This is a genomic window from Effusibacillus pohliae DSM 22757 (assembly GCF_000376225.1).
Classification (GTDB): Bacteria; Bacillota; Bacilli; order Tumebacillales; family Effusibacillaceae; genus Effusibacillus; species Effusibacillus pohliae.
This window is the reverse complement of sequence record NZ_AQXL01000120.1, coordinates 1-21,442: the sequence shown is the minus strand read 5'-3', so window position 1 is coordinate 21,442 and position 21,442 is coordinate 1. Positions and strand designations below refer to the sequence as shown.

General features: G+C 54.5%; 19 protein-coding genes and 2 pseudogenes. 20 read left to right on the top strand and 1 reads right to left on the bottom strand.

Annotated features, from left to right (window positions below):
* Positions 1 to 4 precede the first annotated feature (4 nt).
* The 20 genes and pseudogenes from C230_RS20025 to ppdK all read left to right on the top strand — a co-directional run bounded on the left by C230_RS20025 (position 5) and on the right by ppdK (position 20,867).
* The gene (locus C230_RS20025; protein WP_018131833.1) at positions 5 to 475 is read left to right on the top strand and encodes a diacylglycerol kinase family protein; all 471 of its coding nucleotides are present in this window, start codon (positions 5 to 7) and stop codon (positions 473 to 475) included.
* A gap of 1 nt (position 476) precedes the next feature.
* A complete protein-coding gene (locus tag C230_RS0109635; protein ID WP_018131832.1) occupies positions 477 to 887 on the top strand; it encodes a cytidine deaminase in 411 nt (136 codons plus the stop codon).
* Positions 868 to 1,773, top strand: a complete 906-nt coding sequence (gene era, locus C230_RS0109630; RefSeq protein ID WP_018131831.1) for a GTPase Era — start codon at positions 868 to 870, stop codon at positions 1,771 to 1,773. The genes C230_RS0109635 and era overlap by 20 nt, the downstream gene beginning before the upstream one ends.
* Before the next feature lie 110 nt (positions 1,774 to 1,883).
* The gene (locus C230_RS21990) at positions 1,884 to 2,024 is read left to right on the top strand and encodes a YqzL family protein (protein ID WP_018131830.1); all 141 of its coding nucleotides are present in this window, start codon (positions 1,884 to 1,886) and stop codon (positions 2,022 to 2,024) included.
* Positions 2,025 to 2,104: 80 nt separating this feature from the next.
* Positions 2,105 to 2,860: a DNA repair protein RecO gene (gene recO, locus C230_RS0109620; protein ID WP_018131829.1), complete on the top strand. Its 756-nt coding sequence runs from the start codon at positions 2,105 to 2,107 to the stop codon at positions 2,858 to 2,860.
* A 299-nt stretch (positions 2,861 to 3,159) separates the two neighbouring features.
* Positions 3,160 to 4,551, top strand: a complete 1,392-nt coding sequence (locus tag C230_RS0109615) for a glycine--tRNA ligase (RefSeq protein ID WP_018131828.1) — start codon at positions 3,160 to 3,162, stop codon at positions 4,549 to 4,551.
* A gap of 304 nt (positions 4,552 to 4,855) precedes the next feature.
* Complete coding sequence (locus C230_RS0109610; RefSeq protein ID WP_018131827.1) at positions 4,856 to 6,127, top strand: MFS transporter; 1,272 nt, start codon at positions 4,856 to 4,858, stop codon at positions 6,125 to 6,127.
* Positions 6,128 to 6,323: 196 nt separating this feature from the next.
* Positions 6,324 to 7,634 carry a helix-turn-helix domain-containing protein gene (locus C230_RS0109605; protein ID WP_018131826.1) on the top strand — a complete coding sequence of 437 codons (1,311 nt, stop codon included), beginning with the start codon at positions 6,324 to 6,326 and terminating at the stop codon, positions 7,632 to 7,634.
* A gap of 153 nt (positions 7,635 to 7,787) precedes the next feature.
* Positions 7,788 to 8,963: a M20 family metallopeptidase gene (locus tag C230_RS0109600; RefSeq protein WP_018131825.1), complete on the top strand. Its 1,176-nt coding sequence runs from the start codon at positions 7,788 to 7,790 to the stop codon at positions 8,961 to 8,963.
* A gap of 35 nt (positions 8,964 to 8,998) precedes the next feature.
* The gene (locus C230_RS0109595) at positions 8,999 to 9,199 is read left to right on the top strand and encodes a DUF3311 domain-containing protein (RefSeq protein ID WP_018131824.1); all 201 of its coding nucleotides are present in this window, start codon (positions 8,999 to 9,001) and stop codon (positions 9,197 to 9,199) included.
* Positions 9,196 to 10,671, top strand: a complete 1,476-nt coding sequence (locus C230_RS0109590) for a sodium:solute symporter family protein (protein WP_018131823.1) — start codon at positions 9,196 to 9,198, stop codon at positions 10,669 to 10,671. Before C230_RS0109595 ends, C230_RS0109590 begins: the two co-directional genes overlap by 4 nt.
* A 246-nt stretch (positions 10,672 to 10,917) precedes the next feature.
* Entirely contained in the window at positions 10,918 to 11,685 is a 768-nt protein-coding gene (locus C230_RS0109585) for a DeoR/GlpR family DNA-binding transcription regulator (protein ID WP_018131822.1), read from the top strand.
* Between the two features lie 13 nt (positions 11,686 to 11,698).
* Positions 11,699 to 12,637: a 1-phosphofructokinase gene (gene pfkB / locus C230_RS0109580; RefSeq protein WP_018131821.1), complete on the top strand. Its 939-nt coding sequence runs from the start codon at positions 11,699 to 11,701 to the stop codon at positions 12,635 to 12,637.
* A 37-nt stretch (positions 12,638 to 12,674) separates the two neighbouring features.
* Positions 12,675 to 13,750, top strand: a pseudogene (locus C230_RS20020) (PTS fructose transporter subunit IIBC).
* Positions 13,751 to 13,796: 46 nt separating this feature from the next.
* Positions 13,797 to 14,249: a PTS sugar transporter subunit IIA gene (locus C230_RS0109570; RefSeq protein ID WP_018131818.1), complete on the top strand. Its 453-nt coding sequence runs from the start codon at positions 13,797 to 13,799 to the stop codon at positions 14,247 to 14,249.
* Between the two features lie 17 nt (positions 14,250 to 14,266).
* Positions 14,267 to 14,536, top strand: a complete 270-nt coding sequence (locus C230_RS0109565) for an HPr family phosphocarrier protein (RefSeq protein ID WP_018131817.1) — start codon at positions 14,267 to 14,269, stop codon at positions 14,534 to 14,536.
* Positions 14,536 to 16,287, top strand: coding sequence for a phosphoenolpyruvate--protein phosphotransferase (gene ptsP / locus C230_RS0109560; RefSeq protein WP_018131816.1), 1,752 nt, complete (start codon positions 14,536 to 14,538; stop codon positions 16,285 to 16,287). Before C230_RS0109565 ends, ptsP begins: the two co-directional genes overlap by 1 nt.
* Positions 16,288 to 16,607: 320 nt before the next feature.
* Complete coding sequence (locus C230_RS0109555; RefSeq protein ID WP_018131815.1) at positions 16,608 to 17,252, top strand: helix-turn-helix transcriptional regulator; 645 nt, start codon at positions 16,608 to 16,610, stop codon at positions 17,250 to 17,252.
* Positions 17,253 to 17,367: 115 nt separating this feature from the next.
* On the top strand, positions 17,368 to 18,219 hold the full coding sequence (locus tag C230_RS0109550) for a pyruvate, water dikinase regulatory protein (protein ID WP_051074236.1): 852 nt from the start codon (positions 17,368 to 17,370) through the stop codon (positions 18,217 to 18,219).
* Positions 18,219 to 20,867 carry a pyruvate, phosphate dikinase gene (gene ppdK / locus C230_RS0109545; RefSeq protein WP_018131813.1) on the top strand — a complete coding sequence of 883 codons (2,649 nt, stop codon included), beginning with the start codon at positions 18,219 to 18,221 and terminating at the stop codon, positions 20,865 to 20,867. Before C230_RS0109550 ends, ppdK begins: the two co-directional genes overlap by 1 nt.
* Before the next feature lie 456 nt (positions 20,868 to 21,323).
* Here the strand turns inward: ppdK and C230_RS23890 are convergent.
* Positions 21,324 to 21,442, bottom strand: a pseudogene (locus C230_RS23890) (IS110 family transposase); the annotation flags it as partial.

Sequence of the window (21,442 nt, the reverse complement as noted above, 5' to 3'; positions counted from 1 at the left end):
ACGTATGCGGTGGCTGCAGGGATTTCTGAACAGCCTCCGGTATGCCTCGGAGGGAATCACCTATACATTGGCCACACAGCGAAATATGCAGATCCATTTTGCGATTGCGTTTGTCGTAATGATCTTCTGCCTGGTGCTCGATGTGTCCAGGTCGGAGATCATTCTCGTGTTTTTTGCGATCGTTTTGGTAATCGGGGCGGAACTTGCAAATACTGCGATTGAATCATTGGTCGATCTGGTGACCGCTGATTACCACAAGCTCGCCAAGATCGCGAAGGATACGGCGGCCGCGGCGGTGCTGCTGGCGGCGCTGCACGCGATCATCGTCGGGCTTTTGGTGTTTCACGACAAATTTTGGCCGCTGCGGCTGCGCCCCCTGCCAGGGCAGACGATCGAATGGTATCTGGTCGCTTTGGGGCCCGTCATGATTTTGTATTTTATTATTCGGACATGGGTGACACGGGGAAGGGGATAGGATGACGACAGAACACTTGATCGAGTTGGCCAAACAGGCGCGGGACAAAGCGTACGTCCCGTACTCGAATTTTCCGGTGGGTGCTGCTGTTTTGACCCGGGATGGCAAGGTTGTGACCGGCTGCAACATCGAAAATGCGTCTTACGGACTGTCCAATTGCGCCGAGCGTACGGCCATTTTCAAACTGCTGTCGGAAGGACCGGCCGAGATCCGAATGATCGCGGTGGTGGCGGACACGCCCCGCCCGGTTCCGCCCTGCGGCGCGTGCCGGCAGGTGATGGCCGAATTCTGCCGGCCGGATACGAAAGTCATTCTCAGCAATCTGCAGGGAGACCGGAAGGAAACAACCGTAGGCGAACTTCTACCATTCTCGTTTGCAAAGGAGGATTTGCATGGCGCAAGCCAACTATAAATCAGGATTTGTCGCACTGATTGGCCGGCCGAATGTCGGAAAATCGACATTGCTCAACCAGATCATCGGGCAAAAGCTGGCGATTATGTCAGACAAACCGCAAACCACCCGCAACAAGATCCGCGGCGTCTATACGACGGAGACGGGCCAGGCCGTTTTTCTCGATACACCCGGCATTCACAAACCGCATCACAAACTGGGTGATTACATGGTCCGCACGGCGATCACCACACTGAATGAAGTGGATCTGGTCTGTATGCTCATCGACGCAACGGAAGAAAAGGGGCCGGGGGACCAGTTTATCATGGAACAGCTGCGCAAGGTCGACACACCGGTGTTTCTGCTGATCAACAAAATCGACGCGGTATCGCGGGAACGGGCACTGGAACGGATCGCCGGCTACAAAGATGACTTCCCGTTCCGGGAAATCATTCCGATTTCCGCGCTGACAGGGGAAAATGTCGACCGCCTGCGTTCGCTGATTTTCAACTATTTGCCGGAGGGCCCGCAGTACTATCCCGCAGACCAGGTGACCGACCATCCGGAGCGGTTTGTTGTTGCCGAACTGATTCGGGAAAAGGTGCTGCACCTGACCCGGGAGGAAATTCCCCATTCGGTTGCTGTGGTAGTGGAACAGATGCAGTACCGGGAAGAGAAAGAACTGCTGTACATCCATGCGGTGATCTACGTGGAACGGGATTCGCAAAAAGCGATTTTGATTGGAAAGCGCGGCACCATGTTGAAGGAGATCGGCAAGCGGGCACGCGAGGACATCGAGCATCTGCTCGGATCGAGGACGTATCTCGAACTGTGGGTGAAAGTCAAGGAGGATTGGCGCAACCGGGAATTGATGCTGCGCAATTTCGGGTTCACCGACAATGAGTAGCAGCGGGGTTCCTTTTCTGGGAAGATTTCCTTTGCATAGACCCTGCCGGTTCCGTAGACTCTAACGTTACGAACGACCTCGCAAAACCCGCCCCAGAAAGGATGAGCGACGTGCGAGACTTTTCGTGGCGCTATTTCTGTGCAACCGGTGAGATCGACGCGTATCTGCTGTACAAGGCATGCGAAACTGTAGGCAGTCACAACGAAGTCTCAGCGACATCCAGTGAAGAGGATCCGGCCGACGAAGAATAGACGGAGAATAAAGGATTTTCCCCGTGGAATCCCGAATACAACTTTTCGAAGACAGATGGGAAAGAAATGAGGCGTACGGGTTGGAAAAGACGGAAGGCATTGTGCTTCGGGCGATCGACTACGGGGAAACCAACAAAATCGTCACGCTGCTGACAGCGAAATACGGCAAAATCGCTGTTCTGGCAAAAGGAGCCAACAAACCGCAATCGCGGTTCTTTTCCGTTTGCCAGCCGTTTGTGCATGGACAATGGCTGGTGTATGGCGGAAATTCCGGCATGTTTTCCGCATCGCAGGCGGAGGTGCTCGATTCGTTTCGAGCGATCCGCGAAGACTTGTATCTGTCTGCCTATGCCGTCTGCATGGCCGAGTTGGCGGATCTGATTTTCGTCGAGCGCGAGCCGATCCCGGGCTCGTTTCCGCTTTTGCTGCACATGTTTCGTCACCTGGTGGCGGGCAAAGATCCGGACATTCTGTTGCGGATTTTTGAAAGCAAAATGTGGTTTGCCGCGGGCATTCAACCCAACTTGACGGAATGCGCCCATTGCGGAAACCGGTTGGATGTAGCCGTTCGCTTCTCGATTCGGCTGGCCGGACCGCTCTGTCAACCATGTCACGAGGCGGATCCCATTGCGATCTGGATGAAACCGGCGACACACAAATTGCTCCGGTTGTTCCAGATCGTCGATATTGCGCGGCTGGGCCAGGTGAAGGTGGGGGAAGACGTAAAACTGCAATTGGATAAAATCCACCGGCAATATCTCGAGGAACAGGGCGGCATTTCTCTAAAGTCCCGGCAATTCCTCGATCAACTCAACAAATACGGGCTGCACCATTGACTTTGCTCGTTTCGTTTGGTATGATTCATGCCAACAGTTACATATGTCGGCTGTGAAGGACAGGAGTAGTAAACGATTGCCATGACAGCGAGCCGGGGATGGTGGGAGCCTGGTATGGACGGTTTATGAACGGCGGTCCGGAGCCGAATGGGAATGAAGGCGGGCGCGAATGGAGCGCCAAGTAGGGTGGAACCGCGGGAGATCGCTCTCGTCCCTGCATCTCGGATGCGGGGGGCGGGAGTGATTTTTTTGCCCGCACGGAAGCGGCCGGGTATCTTTTGCAGGAGGGGTGTGAAGCAATGAGCGAACAGAAAGTGACGATGGATCAAATCGTTGCGTTGGCGAAGCATCGGGGGTTTATTTTTCCCGGTTCGGAGATTTACGGGGGGCTGGCCAACACGTGGGATTACGGACCGCTGGGCGTTGAGTTGAAAAACAATGTGAAAAAGGCCTGGTGGAAAAAGTTCATCCAGGAGTGTCCCTACAATGTGGGGCTTGATTCGGCGATTCTGATGAACCCGCAAACCTGGGTGGCATCCGGTCACGTCGGCAACTTTAATGATCCGATGATCGACTGCAGAAACTGCAAAGCCCGCCACCGGGCGGATAAACTGATCGAAAATGCGCTGGCCGAAAAAGGCATTGAGATGGTGGTGGACGGACTGTCGTTCGAAGAGATGCAGCGGTTGATCAAGGAGCATGACATCGCCTGCCCGGACTGCGGCGCGAAGGATTTTACCGACATCCGCCAGTTTAACCTGATGTTCAAAACGTTCCAGGGCGTGACCGAGACGTCCGCCAATCAAATCTATTTGCGGCCGGAGACGGCGCAGGGCATTTTTGTCAACTTCAAAAACGTGCAGCGGACGATGCGCAAAAAGCTGCCGTTCGGCATCGGGCAGATCGGCAAGAGCTTCCGCAACGAGATTACGCCCGGCAACTTTACGTTCCGCACCCGCGAATTCGAGCAGATGGAGCTGGAATTTTTCTGCAAGCCGGGCGATGACCTGAAATGGTTCGAATACTGGCGTGAGTTTTGCTACAAGTGGTTGCTCGGCCTCGGCATGACGGAGAAAAATCTGCGCCTGCGCGACCATTCGCCGGAGGAATTGTCGCACTACAGCAACGCGACGACCGACATCGAATACAAGTTCCCGTTCGGATGGGGTGAGCTGTGGGGGATCGCCGACCGGACCGACTTTGATCTGCGGCGTCACATGGAGCATTCTGGCGAGGATTTTCACTATCTCGATCCGGAAACCAACGAGAAATTTATTCCCTATTGTATCGAACCTTCCTTGGGGGCGGACCGCGTGACACTGGCGTTCCTGATCGACGCGTACGATGAGGAAGAGCTCGGCGAAGGCGACAAGCGGACGGTGCTCCGCTTCCATCCGGCGCTCGCTCCGGTGAAAGCGGCCATTTTGCCGCTGTCGAAGAAGCTTTCAGAGGAAGCGTACAAGATTTATGAAGTGCTGTCGGCCGAGTTCAACTGCGATTTTGATGAAACGGGCTCGATCGGCAAACGCTACCGCCGGCAGGACGAGATCGGCACCCCGTTCTGCATCACTTACGACTTTGACTCGCAAACAGACGGCCAGGTCACTGTCCGCGAACGCGATTCGATGGAACAGGTCCGCATGCCGATCCGCGAGCTGAAGGAGTATTTGGCGGAAAAAGTGAAGTTTTAGCGTAACGAGGCGATGCACCATGGGGCTGTCCAAAGCGGCGGGCAGCTCCTTTTATTTTTGCCTGCATACCTCCGGCTGATACATGAATTGTTTAACTGAAGCATCAGACCTTGATCTGCCGGGTGTTAGGTACAAAAAGGTTCAAACGAATAGATTTGTATCTATTTATAAAAACAGATAAAGTTATTATCTATCAAGTGCTTTGACGAGAACTTGACTTTCCTGGAAAAACAAACTATAATCATGATTAAGAAAATATAATAAAAATTGAATAGTTTGATAACAATAAGGAGGTAACAAGCAATTGACAGAGGAAAAACAGTCGTTCTGCATAGGGAAATTGAACCATTTTCATCTATTGGTTGCAGGCAAGACCATCTCCGACATCGGCAGCTCTCTCGACATGGTGGCACTCAATTTGTATGTATACATATTGACCGGAAGCGCTTTTCAGATGGGGATCTTTATGGCCGTTCGCCTGCTGGGCGGTTTTTTGGCGGGCTTTTATTCCGGTGTCCTGGCCGATCGAATGAACCGCAAATCTTTAATGATTCTCTCGGATGTGGTACGAAGCATCGCGTTGCTCGCTCTTGTCCTCAGTCCTGCCGATTGGCAGCTTCCACTGCTGTACATGGTCGCTGCCGTGACCGGCGTATTCGGGAGCATGTTTAACGTTGCTCTGCAATCGAGCATACCTGTAATCGCGAAAGATGAATCGTTGATCAAAGCCAACGCGCTGATCAACTCTCTCCAATCGGTTTCCCTTTTGATCGGAACGCTGACTGCTGGCATCATGCTTAGTTTTTTCAGTTATCAAACGATATTTGCGGTTGATGCCATCAGCTATCTCGTGTCGGCAGCCAACCTGTTGTGGCTGCCTATCCGAACCAGCGAAAACCGCCATGCGGCGCACGCAAAAGCATCGTTATTCAAAGAAGTGGGAACCACTTACCTATTTCTTCGCGCGCTGCCGGTATTGCTGGCTGTGATGTTCATCCGCATGATGGATACATTCGGTTCCGGATCCCATAATGTCGGCATTCCTGTCTATTCCACCCGGCTTGATCCGGATCATCCTTCGTTGTATATGGGCTTGATCTGGACCTGTTGGGCAATCGGTTATTTGATCGCCTCCCGGGGAATGGCCAAATGGTTCAAACCCAAAAGTGAAGCGCAGAACGAATTTCTGTTCGGAATTTCGACGTTTTTGATGTCCCTCTTCTTTATATTGGTGTTTGTGGATGTTTTTTCCTATTATCTGATTTTACTGTTTGCCTGCCTGGCCGGAATTTCCGATGGCGTTTCAAGCATTTGTTTCAATTCCCGGTTGCAGATGGTTACGGATGAAAAACGTGGACGCGTAATTGGCGTATCCACCGCTCTGCTGACAATCGGTTTCGGGGTGGGCATGGTGATCTCCTCGCTGTTGTTTGACAAATTTGAACCGATTGTCGTGGTGGGGCTGCTGCATGGGATTCCGATGGTAATGGCTCTCGGGTATACTCTCTATTTTTATGGAAAATGGAAATCCGGTTTCCGGAAAGCGACCGGTGCCAACGATATGGTTGAATTGTAGCATCGAACTTTGCGTGCGGACTGTTGCTGGGTCTTCCGCGCGAAGCAAAGAGCGGCGGCACATGGGGCTGTCCCAAACCTTTGGGACAGCCCTGCTCGTTGTCAACAGCCCTATCCATGTCTCCGTTGTCTGCCTCGAGTTTACCGGTTTGTTGGAAATCCTTTATACTAAATGCGAACAGAGAGAGGTGTCATGCATGAAAATTCGACTGGGTTTGTTCGGCGCCGACGACTCGATTGAAATCATTCAAACTGTAGTCAGCGAGCATGTAGAGTTCGATTGCCTGCCGATTGTCTACTGGAAAGAGGAAGAGGTCATCGAAAGACTGAAACCCCATATCCATGACGTTGACATGTGGCTGTTCTCCGGGCAGGTTCCCTATTCGATCGCAAAAGAATGGGGAGGCATTGCCCGTCCCATGTTCTACGTGCCGCATACCGGCTCAGGCCTGTATCGAACGTTGCTGCATATCACATATGAACATAAAATCAAAATTGACGAACTGAGTTTTGATACGTTTCATCCATCAGAACTGAATCGGATTTTTGATGAAGTGGAGATCAATACAAAACCGGTATTTTTGAAACATTACCCGGGAGAAATTCAGGCGGACGTGTTGGCCAAGTACCATTATGATCTATGGAAAGCCGGCCAGACAAAAGCGGCGGTGACATTTTTGCGATCGGCCCATCTTGCGTTGCAGCGGATGGGAGTGCCGGTATTTCGGGTGCTTCCGACCCGGTCAGCCGTCCATTCGATCTTGAACCTGATGCTGCGCACGAATGAAGTGTTTCGCTTTATGGACAGTCAGATCGCGGTGCAGATGATTGAGATCGATTCCTTTGGCGGGTTGGCCGCAGAGGCGTTCTCCACCGACGAAATACACCAGATTGAAATCAAAATGACCGAGAAACTTCTCAAATACACGAAAAAAGTGCAGGGTTCCCTGAAAGCGGCGGGACCCGGCCGGTATGTGATTTTTACCACGCGTGGTCTGCTGCGGGACATTACGGGAAACTTTACCGTTGCTCCGGAGCTCGACGACATCTATAAAATCAATCAGGAAATCGTAACGTGCGGGATCGGAATCGGGCAAACGGCATACGAAGCTGAAATCAACGCGGGGAAAGCGTTGCTGCACGCCAAACAGGCGGGAAAAGGTTCATGGATGGTCGTGTTTGACGATAAAATGATCGCCGGCCCGTTGGGAAAGCAGGAGCAAATCAGCTATTCCTATGTATCGGAAAAATTGCAGTCGATCAGCCGCCAGACATCCCTAAGCGTCGCCACATTGAGCAAACTGGCATCGATTATGAAGAAAATGGGCAAGCAGGAAATCAATGCGTACGAATTGGCGCAATATATGCAGATTTTGCCGAGAAGCGCCCGCCGGATTTTAATGGAGTTGGAGGCAAAAGGATTGGCGCAGGTCGTTGGCGAAGAAAACCCGCATCCCCGGGGACGCCCTAGAAAACTGTACCGGATCTCGCTCGGACAGGATACATGAGAAATATCCTGTCTTTCGTTTTTCATTGTCTGAAAAATCACCACTTCCATAAAAAACGGAATTGCTATATAATGGACACGACCGTAAATGGACCTTTAATGCAAGAATTTGGCGATTGGATCGAAACAACCATCGCTTTTTGGGGGGATTCGCATGACAAGCGGCGATCTGAACAGCTTGGTCGAAACGGTGAAAGAGGACGTTGTCAAGTGGCGGCGGTACTTGCACCAGCATCCGGAATTGTCTTTTCAGGAGGAAAAAACGGCCCAATTCGTCTACGAAACACTGCAGTCGTTCGGCAACCTGGAACTTTCCCGACCGACAAAAACGAGTGTAATGGCCCGCCTGATCGGGGCACAACCCGGCAAGGTGCTGGCGATTCGCGCAGACATGGATGCACTGCCGATTCAGGAAGAAAACACATTTGAATTCGCTTCTCAAAACCCGGGGGTAATGCATGCCTGCGGACATGACGGCCATACCGCCATGCTGTTGGGAACCGCCAAAATTTTGTCCGGTCTGCAGGATCAGATCAGGGGTGAAGTGCGCTTCCTGTTCCAGCATGCGGAGGAGCTCTTCCCCGGCGGGGCGGAACAAATGGTGCAAGCGGGCGTGATGGACGGTGTGGACCTGGTGATCGGGACACACCTCTGGACACCGCTGGAAACCGGAAAGATCGGAGTCGTTTACGGTCCGATGATGGCTGCTCCGGATACGTTCTGGATCACCATTGTTGGAAAGGGAGGGCATGCCGCTCTGCCGCACCAAACGGTCGATTCGATCGCGATCGCTGCCCAGGTGGTGACCAATCTGCAGCACATCGTTTCCCGCAATACCGATCCATTGGACAATCTGGTGGTCTCCGTCACCAAATTTGTTGGCGGCACTACACATAACGTGATCCCGGGTTCGGTTGAAATCTGTGGAACGGTCCGCAGTTTTGACGCCGGCATCAGGCAGTCGGTACCGAGTCTCATGGAGCGGATTGTCAAAGGGATCACGGAGGCTCACGGGGCTTCCTACCAGTTCAAATATGAGTTCGGGTATCGGCCTGTCGTGAACGATGAGGATGTGACTCGCGTCATTGAAGAGACCGTTCGTGAAGTATTTGGCGAGGAGGCGCTTGACATGATGCGCCCCAACATGGGAGGAGAAGATTTTTCCGCTTTCCAGCAAAAAGCTCCCGGCACCTACTTCTATACGGGGGCAGGCAATCGGGAAAAAGGCATCGTGTATCCACACCATCATCCCCGCTTTACAATCGATGAGGATGCTCTGGAAAATGGAGTCAAGATGTTTGTGAACGCAACGTTCAAATTGTTGTCGTAAATCGTTGTTGTAATCGAAACCGGAGGTGAACCAAGATGAAAATCTATCATGTGCTGGCATTGCTTCCGTTCCTCGCGATTCTGGGTGGCGTATCATTTGTCAATCAAACGGCTCCCTATGTGCTTGGCATGCCGTTTCTCCTTTTCTGGATCGTCATGTGGGTGGTTCTTACATCTGTCATCATGGCGATCGTGTTCAAACTGGATCCGGCAAACAAGGAAGGTGAGACTCGATGAATGGCGCATTGATTCTGATTTTCGGTTTTCTGCTGCTTTCTTTGTACCTTGGGATTCGTGCGCGAAAAGGCAAGGATATGAACCTGGAACAATGGGCTGTCGGCGGCCGGGGGTTTGGTACACTGTTTGTGTTTCTGTTAATGGCCGGCGAAATTTACACAACCTTCACGTTTCTTGGCGGAAGCGGCTGGGCGTATGGAAAAGGTGGTCCGGCCTTCTATATAATCGCGTATGGCTGCTTGGCGTATATCATCTCCTACTGGTTGCTTCCTGCCATCTGGAAGTACGGGAAAGAGCACAAACTGATGTCGCAATCGGATTTTTTCGCAAGCAAGTACAAAAGCCGGTCGCTTGGGGTTCTGGTTTCGCTGGTTGGCATCGTGGCGCTGGTGCCTTACCTGGTGTTGCAATTGAAGGGGTTGGGCATCATTGTATCCGAGGCATCGTACGGTTCCATCACGCCGACAGCCGCGATCTGGATTGGCGCGATTGCCGTCACGGCTTACGTGATGATCTCCGGCATTCACGGGTCCGCCTGGACAGCCGTTGTCAAAGACATCATGATTCTGGGAATCGTATTGTTTCTTGGCATCTATCTGCCGATTCATTACTATGGCGGAATCCAGCCGATGTTTCAAGCGATTGATGCCGCCAAGCCCGGATTTCTGACGCTTCCGGAAAAAGGGCAAAGCGTTTCCTGGTTTGTCTCGACTGTTCTCCTGACAGCACTTGGCTTCTATATGTGGCCCCACACGTTCGGCTCTGTCTATTCGGCGACAAACGAAAAAGTGTTTCGCAAGAATGCGATCGTCATGCCGCTCTACCAACTTGTATTGCTGTTTGTGTTTTTTGTCGGTTTTGCGGCGATCCTGCAGGTTCCCGGTCTGAAAGGAGCAAACGCCGACCTTGCATTGCTGAAAATCTCGAAACATACATTTGACCCGTGGCTGGTCGGATTGATCGGGGCAGCCGGCTTGCTGACCGCCCTCGTGCCCGGTTCGATGATTTTGATGGCCGCCTCCACCCTGCTTGCAAAAAACGTCTATCAAGTGCTTGTTCCGTCCGCATCCGACCAACAGGTTGCAAAATTGGCCAAGTATCTGGTGCCGGTCGTGGCGCTGATTTCCGTATACTTTACTCTGCAGGGCGGCAGTGCGATCGTCACACTGCTCCTGATGGGCTACAGCCTGGTGACACAGTTGTTCCCGGCGCTGCTCTTCAGCCTGTTCAAAAGGCGCTTTGTCACCAAACAGGGAGCGTTCGCCGGAATCATGGTGGGTGTGGCAACCGTAGCGTATATTACGCTGAGCAACACCACAATCGGCACATTATTTCCGTCCCTGCCGCAGGCGGTGCAGGACCTGAACGTCGGAATCGTGGCCATGCTTGTCAATGTGGCCGTGCTGCTGGCCGTAAGCCTCGTAACACGCAGCCTCGGGGTTCAAAACAAGGTAACTGCCGAGGCGAAGTAAAATATTTGTCGGATGGCCCGCCTTCACCTCGGGTGATCGACTGGGGGTTGCGTCGAAACGCAGCCCTCTTTTTTTTTTTTTTCGGCTGCCGGGCGTGGGTTGCAGCAGGCTGCTTGTGGCCATTCTCTGCCCTTCCGATTTTTTTGTTGAATCGAAGAAAAATATCGACTATAATCATAAATGAACACAAACGATCATAAACGATCAAATTTATGCAAGCAAACAATCAGATGAGGTTGTGGGCAGATGTACGGAGAAGAGCGAAAAACGAAAATCGTCGAGTATGTGCAAGCGCATTCGCGGGCTTCCGTGCAGGAGCTGAGCCAACTGTTTGAGGTATCCGAGGCCACCATCCGGCGGGATTTGAAAGAGCTGGAAGAGGCGAAACTGCTGCGCCGGGCGCACGGTGGAGCTATTTCTCTGCAAAGCGTCAATTTTGAGCCGACTTATGGGGAAAAAGAGGACCAGTTTCTCAAGGAGAAGCAGGCGATCGCCCGGCGGGCGGCGGAGATGATTGAAGCGGGCGACACCATTCTGCTCGATTCGGGTACCACCACTTATCATCTGGCAAAAGAGTTGAAAACGTTTAGCCGGCTGACGGTGGTGACCAACTCCTTGATGATCGGGCAGGAACTGCGGGATGCAGCAGGTATCGAGGTGATCCTCACCGGTGGCAGCCTGCGCCGGGAAACCCTGGCGATGGTGGGGCCGTTCGCCGAGCAATCCCTTATCCGGATCCGGGTGGACAAAGCGTTTGTGGGGACGAACGCCTTGCATCCGGCGGAGGGACTGACCACACCGAACCTGTTGGAGGCGGCGGTCAAACGGAAGATGATTGAAGCGGCCAAAACGGTGATTTTGCTTACGGATCACAGCAAGATCGGGAAAGTGGCGTTTGCCAAAGTGGCCGATTTGCAAGAAATCGACAAGATTGTCATTGATGATGCTGTGCCCGCCGGTGTCGTCGACCAGTTGGAGAGATTGGGGGTGGACGTCCATCTTGTACATGCGTAGGGAGGAACAGCCGATGAACCGATTTGTCGTCACCGTCACTCTCAACCCGGCACTCGACAAAACGGTGATTTTGCCGCGGTTGCAGATCGGCGGCCTGAACCGAGTACGGCAAATGCGCCAAGATCCGGGCGGCAAAGGCATCAATGTAGCGAAGGTATTGAACCAGTTCGGGGTGGATGTGAAGGCTACCGGGCTGATGGCCGGCGCGCAGGGAAGGTGGCTGGTGAAACAGTTGGAGGAACAGGGGATTTCCGTCGATTTTTTGGAGGTGTCGGGCGAAACCCGCACCAACCTGAAGATTTACGATGAGCAAACGCGCATCACCACCGAAATCAACGACCCCGGTTTTACGGTACACGCCGATGATTTACACCGTTTCCGCGAAAAGTTGGCTGATTTGTTGCAGCACGCCGCGGTGCTGGTGGTGGGCGGCAGCCTGCCGCCGGGGGCTCCGGATCACATTTACCGGGACTACATTGAGATGGCCAATGAACGGGGGGTCCGCACTGTCCTTGATGCGGACGGCACCCCGCTGCGGCAAGGGATCCTGGCGAAGCCGTTCGCCGTCAAACCCAATTTGTTCGAATTGCAGCAATGGATGGGGCGAAAATTGGACAGTGAAGCGGAGATCGTGGCGGCCGGCCGGGAATTGTTGCAGCAGGGTGTCTCGCTGGTGGCGATTTCCATGGGCGGCGACGGGTCGTTGGTGATGGACGCGGATGCGGCGTACCGCGTGTTCCCGTTTTCGATTACCCCGCAAAGCACCGTCGGAGCGGGCGATTCGATGGTGGCGGCGCTCGTGTATTCGTTGCTGACCGGCAAATCGTTGCGCGAAACGGCGATTTGGGGGACGGCAGCGGGAACGGTGACTGCTTCCAAATTTGGCACCCAGGTGTGCACGCTGGAGGAAGTCGAAAACAGCATTGCAAGGGTGCATGTCGTTCACTTATAAGACCTGCAACGCAAACAAAACGAAAGGGGCAAAGAGAATGAAAAAAATTTTGGCTGTTACCGCTTGTCCGACAGGAATTGCCCACACCTACATGGCTGCAGAAGCTCTGCAGCAGGCGGCGAGCGAAAAAAACGTCGAGCTGAAAGTGGAAACCCGCGGGGCGATGGGGGTGGACTGATCATCGCGATCTCGTTTGTATTCGGAATTGAGGCGTTCAAGGAAAAAGGAACACTGGCGGCTATATTGATGGACATCGGGGGAGGCGCGGCGTTTGCCCTGATGGTGCCGATTCTCGCTGGATTTATCGCTTTCTCGATCGCCGACAAGCCTGGCCTGGCGCCCGGGTTGGTCGGGGGCATGCTGGCTTCCAAGATCGGCGCGGGTTTCCTGGGCGGGATCATCGCCGGATTTTTGGCGGGGTATATTGCAAAATGGCTGCGGGATAGGATTCAGCTGCCGAAAAATCTGGAAGGCTTGAAACCGGTTTTGATCATCCCGTTTGTGGCGACGCTTGCGGTCGGGCTTCTCATGACGTATGTGATCGGGAAGCCAGTGACGGCGATTATGACCGGACTGACCGACTGGCTGAAGGGGCTCAGTTCGACCAATGCGGTCTTTTTGGGCCTGCTGCTAGGGGCGATGATGGCGTTCGACATGGGAGGTCCGGTAAACAAGGCGGCGTATACGTTTGCCGTCGGTCTGCTGGGCAGCAATGTATATGAGCCGATGGCGGCCGTCATGGCAGCTGGTATGACACCGCCGTTGGGCCTGTGGCTGGCGACGCTGATCGGACGCAGCAAATACACGCCTGAGGAGCGGGAAGCCGGAAAAGCGGCCGGAGTGCTGGGGATTTCGTTTATTACAGAGGGAGCGATTCCGTTCGCGGCGGCCGATCCGTTCCGCGTGATTCCTTCGATCATGGTCGGTTCTGCTGTGACAGGCGCGTTGTCGATGCTGTTTGGCGCGACGCTGCGTGCTCCGCATGGCGGTATTTTCGTACTGCTGATTCCGAATACGGTCGGTAAGCTCGGCTTGTATGCGCTGGCGATCGTGATCGGTACGGTTATCACGGCGCTCCTGGTGAATGCGTTGAAGCGAAGCAAGCCAATGTAATGTACAAAGAAGCAACCAGAAATGTCACAGTGGGGAGGAAACCAACTTGAATCTAACTGCTTTGATCAGGCCGGAAACGGTCCTGTTGCCGCTGGATGCAGAAAGCAAACCGCAATGTATCGAAAAATTGGCGGCCGCCATGCGGGACGCTGGCTATGTCACAGATGCGGCCGCGTTTGTGGAAGCCGTCATGAAACGTGAACAAACCGGCTCTACCGGCGTCGGATTTGGCGTGGCGATTCCGCACGGCAAGTCGGAAGGGGTGGCGCGTCCAGGGCTTGCGTTCGCCAAATTGAGCGAACCGGTCGACTGGAATTCGCTTGATGGAAAACCGGTGTCGATGGTGTTTTTGATCGCCGTTCCGCAGGCGCATGCCGACAATGAACATCTGCAAGTGCTGGCGGCCATTTCCCGCAAACTGATGCATGAATCGTTCCGCAACCGGTTGGCGGAAGCCGCATCTGCCAACGACGTGATCGCAGCATTAGAGGCACTTTAAAAGCAGGAGGAATCGGTATGCTGACAAGAGAAGTGACCATCGAGAATGCGGAGGGGTTTCATGTTCGCCCCGCCCAGCAGTTTGTGCACACAGCCGGGCGATTTGCCGCCACGATTTACGTGATCAACGAAAAAGGCGTGAAAGTGGACGGCAAAAGCATCTTGGGCTTGATGACCTTGGGACTGGCCAAGGGTGCGAAAATGACGATTCAGGCGGACGGGGCGGACGAGCGGGAAGCGCTGGAAGCCTTGACGCAATTGGTGGAAAGCAAGTTTGGTGAAGAATAATGGCGGAAACCAAATTGCAGGGAATCGGCGTATCGGATGGGATCCGGGTAGGGAAAGCGTTCGTCCTGGATCCCTCCACCGTGAGGCGGGAAGCGGTGCGGCAATCGATCGCCGAAGCGGAGATTGAGAATGAGCTGGAACGGCTGCGGCATGCCAAGGAGACAAGTATCCGTCAACTGGGCGAACTGGTCGAACGCACCAGGCGCATGGCGGGGGAGGAAAAGGCGGTCATTTTGGCCGGACAGCAAAGCATATTGGACGATCCCGCGTTTTATCCGGAGATCGAAAAATGGATCGTCACAGAGCGCTACTCAGCCGAACGGGCGGTGCTCCAGGTGGTCGAACGGATCAGCGGATTGTTTGCGGCGATGGAGTCTGAGTATTTGCGCGAACGAGCGGTGGACGTGAAGGATGTCGGCAACCGCCTGCTGGCCAATCTGCAGGGTGGCCACCAGACCTCCCTGTCAGACATCGGCGAACCGGTGATCCTTGTGGCCGATGACCTGACGCCTTCCGAGACGGTCCAGTTGGACAAACGCTATATTCTCGGGTTTGTCATCCGCAAAGGGGGGAAAACCTCGCATACGGCGATTTTATCCCGCTCGGTGGGGATCCCGGCGGTGGTCGGGGTCGGTGAACAGTTGGACAAGATTCGCAATGGCAGCCTGCTGGTGATCGACGGCGCGTCCGGCGTCTGCATCGTCGAACCGGATGCAGCGACCCTCTCGCAGTATCAGGAAAAAATGCGGCTGGAGCAGGAGCAGCAGGATCAACTGAAACGCGATGCGGGCAACCCGGCCGTCACGCAGGATGGCATACGGGTCGAGATCGCTGCGAACATCGGTACGCCGGAAGAGGCGCGGGTCGCGCTGGAACAAGGCGCAGAGGGGATCGGGCTATACAGAACGGAATTTCTGTTTATGCACAGCGACCGGATGCCGGACGAGGAGGAGCAGTACCGGGCATACAAACAAGTGGCAGAGACCATGGGCGAGCGCCCGGTTGTGATCCGCACGCTCGACATCGGAGGGGACAAGCAGCTGCCATACCTCTCGCTGCCGCAAGAGATGAATCCGTTCCTCGGCTACCGGGCGATCCGCCTTTGCCTTGGGAACGAGACGCTGCTGTTGACCCAAATCCGGGCGATTTTGCGGGCGAGCGCGTATGGCAAACTGAAAATCATGTTTCCGATGATTTCCGGCCTGGAGGAGTGGCACCGGGCAAAGGCGATTTATGAAAAGGCTCGCCAACAGTTGGAGGAAGCGGGCATCGCCTACGACCGGTCGCTGGAAGTGGGCATCATGATCGAAGTTCCCTCGGCCGCTCTGCTGGCCGACCGGTTTGCCCGGGAGGTCGATTTTTTCAGCATCGGAACGAATGATCTGGTACAGTATACGCTGGCGGTTGACCGGATGAATGAACATGTGGCCTACTTGTATGATCCTTTTCACCCCGCCGTGCTCCGGCTGATCCAATCGGTGATTGCAGCCGCCCACCAAGCGGAAAAATGGGTCGGCATGTGTGGAGGTATGGCGGGCGATCCGCTGGCGGTTCCGCTACTGCTGGGATTCGGGTTGGATGAATGGAGCATGGATGCTGGTTCGATCAGCAGGATCAAGCGTCAGATCGCCCGGTTACGGCAGGCGGAGTGCAAGCAACTGGCCGCCCAAGTGCTGGAACTGGACACGGCGGAGGCTATCCGCGGCGAATTGCAGCGGTTTTTGCATGCAAACTCCGGACAACCGAATTGATAGACGGAAGACGCCCTTGCCGCAGAGCGGCATTGGGCGTCTTCTGGCATTCCAGCTTCAGCAACGTTTGAAAAGCTTCCGGGTTGGCGATAGGCGACTGAGAACAGAAGCGGCTTATAGGTTTGATAAATCGTTTCGATTTCCATCAGTGTCTGCCTCCGATCTACACGAGCGTTTTCGTATGGCCAGTGTAGCAGGAATCTGCATTTTCATGCAATTTAGGTCTAGCAGAAAATGGGGCAATGATATAGTATATACTATATAGCTAACATCAACATAAAGTATGTCACATTTCTGTGTTACATTTTTCAAAGGTGGTGTTGACCATCGAATTGTCAGCAAGACAGCAGCAGATTTTGGAGATCGTGCGCCGTGAAGGGCCGATCACCGGCGAGCAGATCGCGGAAAAGCTGAATTTGACGCGAGCCACGTTGCGCCCTGATTTGGCGATTCTGACGATGGCCGGCTTTTTGGAAGCGAGGCCGCGGGTCGGATATTTTTATGCGGGAAAAAAATCGAGCGAAATCTTTGGCGAACAACTGCGCAAAATGCTGGTCAAGGACCACAAGGCAGTGCCGGTCGTGATCCCGGAGAGCGCGACCGTGTATGACGCGATTGTCACGATGTTCGTGGAGGATGTCGGGAATTTGGCCGTGGTCAAGGAGCATGGGATTCTGGCCGGCGTGATTTCCCGCAAGGATCTGTTGAAAGTGGCGATCGGTAAACAGGAGACCCACGCGATACCCGTATCACTCGTGATGACCCGGATGCCGAACGTAATCACCGTCACAGGCGAGGACAACGTCTACGAAGCGGCCAGAAAACTGGTGGACAACGCGATCGATTCGCTGCCTGTGGTGAAAGTCCTGAATGCGGACAGGAAGGAGTACGAAGTGATCGGGCGCTTTACCAAAACAACCGTCACCAAAATCTTCGTGGAACTCGGAAGCAACCGGGAAATCTGACAAGATCTCAATAACTTGATTCGCTGCTCCATCAAAGCACGACTTGGCGCAAGGATTCGGAAGATGCTGCGGAGAATCCGCGTCGCTTTTGTGGGAGTAGAATCGTGTCACTTTGATGGGAGTGTGTTGGAGGGGGAATGGAAGCGTGAAGGAACAATTACCGATCGTGTACGTGGTATCCGATTCGATCGGCGAAACGGCCGAATTTGTGGTGCGAGCTGCCGCCAGCCAGTTTGACGGGGGGCGGGTGGAAATCCGCCGCGTCTCGTATGTGGACGACAAAGAACCGATCAAAGAAGTGATCCAAGCGGCGAAGGAAGTGAACGGATTTGTCGCGTTCACTCTTGTGCTGCCACACCTGCGGGAGTTTATCCTGGAAGAGGCGGCACGGCAAAACGTCTATTTGGTGGACATTATGGGGCCGATGCTCGATGCGTTTCAGAATGTGTTTCAACTCGAACCCAAGCGCCGCCCGGGGCTTGTTCACCAAATGGACGACGACTATTTCCGCAGGGTGGAAGCGATCGAATTCGCGGTCAAATATGACGATGGCAAAGACCCGCGCGGTCTGTTGCGGGCCGATTTGGTGCTGATCGGGGTGTCCCGCACATCGAAAACGCCGCTGTCCATGTATCTGGCCCACAAGCGGATCAAATGCGCCAACGTCCCGCTGGTCCCGGAGGTGGAGCCGCCGGAAGAACTGTTCCAGATTTCTCCGAAAAAAATCATCGGCCTGACGATCTCGCCGAACGAACTGAACCTCATCCGGCAAGAGAGGCTGAAGGCGCTCGGTTTGAAGGCGCAGGCGAACTATGCCAATCTCGACCGGATTTTGCAAGAGTTGGATTACGCGGAAAAATTGATGCGCAAGATCGGCTGTCCCGTTATTAACGTGTCGAACAAAGCGGTGGAAGAGACGGCCAACATTGTGATGGACATTCTGAAACGCGGGGGAGGAAGAGGTTGATGAACCAAAAATTCGTGTACCTGTTCGATGAAGGACGTGCCGACATGAAATCGCTGCTCGGCGGAAAAGGAGCGAACCTGGCGGAGATGACGCGGGCCGGACTGCCGGTCCCGCCAGGGTTCACGATCACGACGGAAGCGTGCAACGCGTTCTACAGTGCCGGCCGGACGATTTCGCCGGAGATTCAGCAACAGATCGACGCCGCGCTGGCGGAACTGGAAAAAAGGGTCGGCAAAAAATTGGGCGACCCCGCCAATCCGCTGCTGGTGTCGGTTCGGTCGGGGGCCGTTTTTTCGATGCCCGGCATGATGGACACGATCCTCAATCTCGGATTGAATGACGAAACGGTCAAGGGGCTGGCCGAACTGACCGGCAATCCTCGCTTCGCCTATGACTGTTACCGCCGCTTCATCCAGATGTTCAGCGATGTGGTGCTGGGGGTCGATCATTATCATTTTGAACAGATTCTCGATCAGGTGAAAGAGACGAGAGTGGTTCGGCATGACACCGAATTGACGGCGGAAGACTGGCAGGATGTGATCGCACGTTACAAGGAACTGGTGCGGAAAGAAACGAAGGACGATTTTCCGCAAGATCCGTCTGTGCAATTGGACCGGGCCATCCGAGCCGTGTTCCTGTCGTGGAACAACCAGCGCGCGTTCGTCTACCGGCGGATCAACAAGATTCCGGACGATCTCGGAACGGCCGTCAACGTCCAGATGATGGTATTCGGCAACATGGGGGACGATTCGGGCACCGGCGTGGCGTTCACGCGCAATCCTTCCACGGGTGAAAAAGAGCTGTACGGGGAGTTTCTGGTGAATGCGCAAGGGGAAGATGTGGTGGCGGGAATCCGCACGCCGCAGCCGATCTCCGCGCTGAAAGAGATCATGCCCGAGATTTTCCAGCAGTTTCAAGAGATTGCCGCCCGTTTGGAAGCACACTACAAGGACATGCAGGACATCGAGTTTACCGTCGAACGGGGAAAATTGTACATGCTGCAGACGCGGAGCGGCAAACGGACAGCACCGGCAGCCGTAAAAATCGCGGTCGACCTGGTGGCGGAAGGACTGATCAGCAAGGAAGAGGCACTGCTGCGGGTCGATCCGGACGGATTGGACCAGCTGTTGCACCGGCGAATCGATCCGGATGCAAAATTGCAGGTGATCGCCAAAGGGCTGCCCGCCTCGCCCGGGGCGGCGTCCGGGCAGGTGGTGTTTGACGCCGACCTGGCCGATAAATTGGCGGGCGAAGGCAAAAAAGTGATCCTGGTGCGGCCGGAAACCACGCCGGAAGACATTCACGGCATGGTGGCGGCGCAAGGGATCGTCACATCGCGCGGCGGGATGACTTCGCATGCGGCAGTAGTCGCCCGCGGTATGGGCAAGCCGTGCATCTGCGGCTGCGAATCGCTGCGCATCGACCTGCGCGCGAAACAGTTTGCCGTTGACGACCACGTGGTGAAGGAAGGCGACTGGATCTCGATTGACGGCGCCACCGGCCGTGTCCTGCTGGGGGAAGTGCCGCTGATCGATCCGGTGCTGTCGCCTGAGTTCAAGCAGTTGTTGGAATGGGCGGATGAAGTCCGGCAGATCGACGTGCGGGCCAACGCGGACAATCCGGAGGACGCTTTGAAGGCGCGCGAGTTTGGCGCACAGGGAATCGGGTTGTGCCGGACGGAGCACATGTTCATGGCGATCGACCGGGTGCCGATCGTGCAGGAGATGATTTTGGCGGAAACGGATGAAGAACGCCGACGAGCGCTCGACAAGCTGCTGCCGATGCAGCAGGGGGATTTTGAAGGCATCCTGCGGGCGATGGAAGGTCTGCCGGTGACGATTCGCCTGCTGGACCCGCCGCTGCACGAGTTTTTGCCCAACCTGGAGGAGTTGCTGGTCGAATTGACCAAACTGCGCATGCAGGAAGATGCAGACCGTGAACAGATTCGCGAAAAAGAAAATTTGCTGCGGAAAGTGCGCGCCCTGCATGAGTTCAACCCGATGCTCGGACACCGCGGCTGCCGTCTGGGCATGACCTTCCCGGAAATCTACGAGATGCAGGTGGTGGCGATTTTCCGGGCGACCGCCAAATTGCGGCAGGAAGGGATTGACGCCCGGCCGGAAGTGATGATTCCGCTGGTCGGCCATGTCAACGAATTGCGGATCATGCGCGAGCTCGTGGTGGAAAAAGCGAACCAGGTGATGGAAGAAACCGGCCAGCGGTTCGAGTATACGATCGGCACGATGATCGAAATTCCGCGCGCCGCCCTGACGGCCGACGAAATTGCGACCGAGGCGGACTTCTTCTCGTTCGGCACAAATGACCTGACGCAGACGACGTTCGGTTTCTCACGCGACGATGCGGAAGGCAAATTCCTGCATCAGTACGTGCAGCACAAAGTGTTGCCCGACAACCCGTTCGCCGTGCTCGACCAAACCGGGGTCGGCAAACTGATCCAGATGGCCGAGCAGCTCGGCCGCAGTGTGAAGCCCGATTTGAAACTGGGCATTTGCGGCGAGCACGGGGGAGAGAAAAGCTCGATCGAGTTTTGTTACAAGACCGGTTTGAACTATGTATCCTGTTCCCCGTTCCGCGTGCCCATCGCCAGACTGGCAGCCGCCCAGGCGACGATCAAACATCGCAAATAGCAGGCCGCAATCAGGCGATATTGCAAAACCCCGCTCACACAACGCGAGCGGGGTTTTGGCATTTGGACCCGGAGGGTGCAGTAAGTCAAGCGAAACGAAAAGCTTAAGCCACCACCCTTGGGCATGTGAAGCATGTGAAGGCTACCTTGGTTCGCAGGCCAAAAAGCGGTAGACGTGGCTGGCGGCTGATCCGCCGGGGGCATAAGTTGCTGTACAATTATTTTTGTAATAGCTGATCTGGATACAAATGACCATGAGATTGTAAAAAACTCGATTTTTATTCAAAGTTTAAACCCCCATGCCCCTGGCGGGGCACAACATGATTATGAAAATGTCCTCCAAAGCGATTTACTTTTCGGCGTCCATAAGCGAATATGAAACCAAGCAGGACAGGAAGGTTGTGTTTTTTATGGGGGATCGACCCCGAGGCCTAAAAAGATGTAAAAAGATGATTGTAATTTCCGGATACGTTTGCTTGCGCTTCAGGAGATGGTAAACGATCGTCAAGTGCTGTGGGCAACTGCAACCGCAGCTCGATTGGCTCCCCGACGGGCGGCGATTCGACGGTATTGACT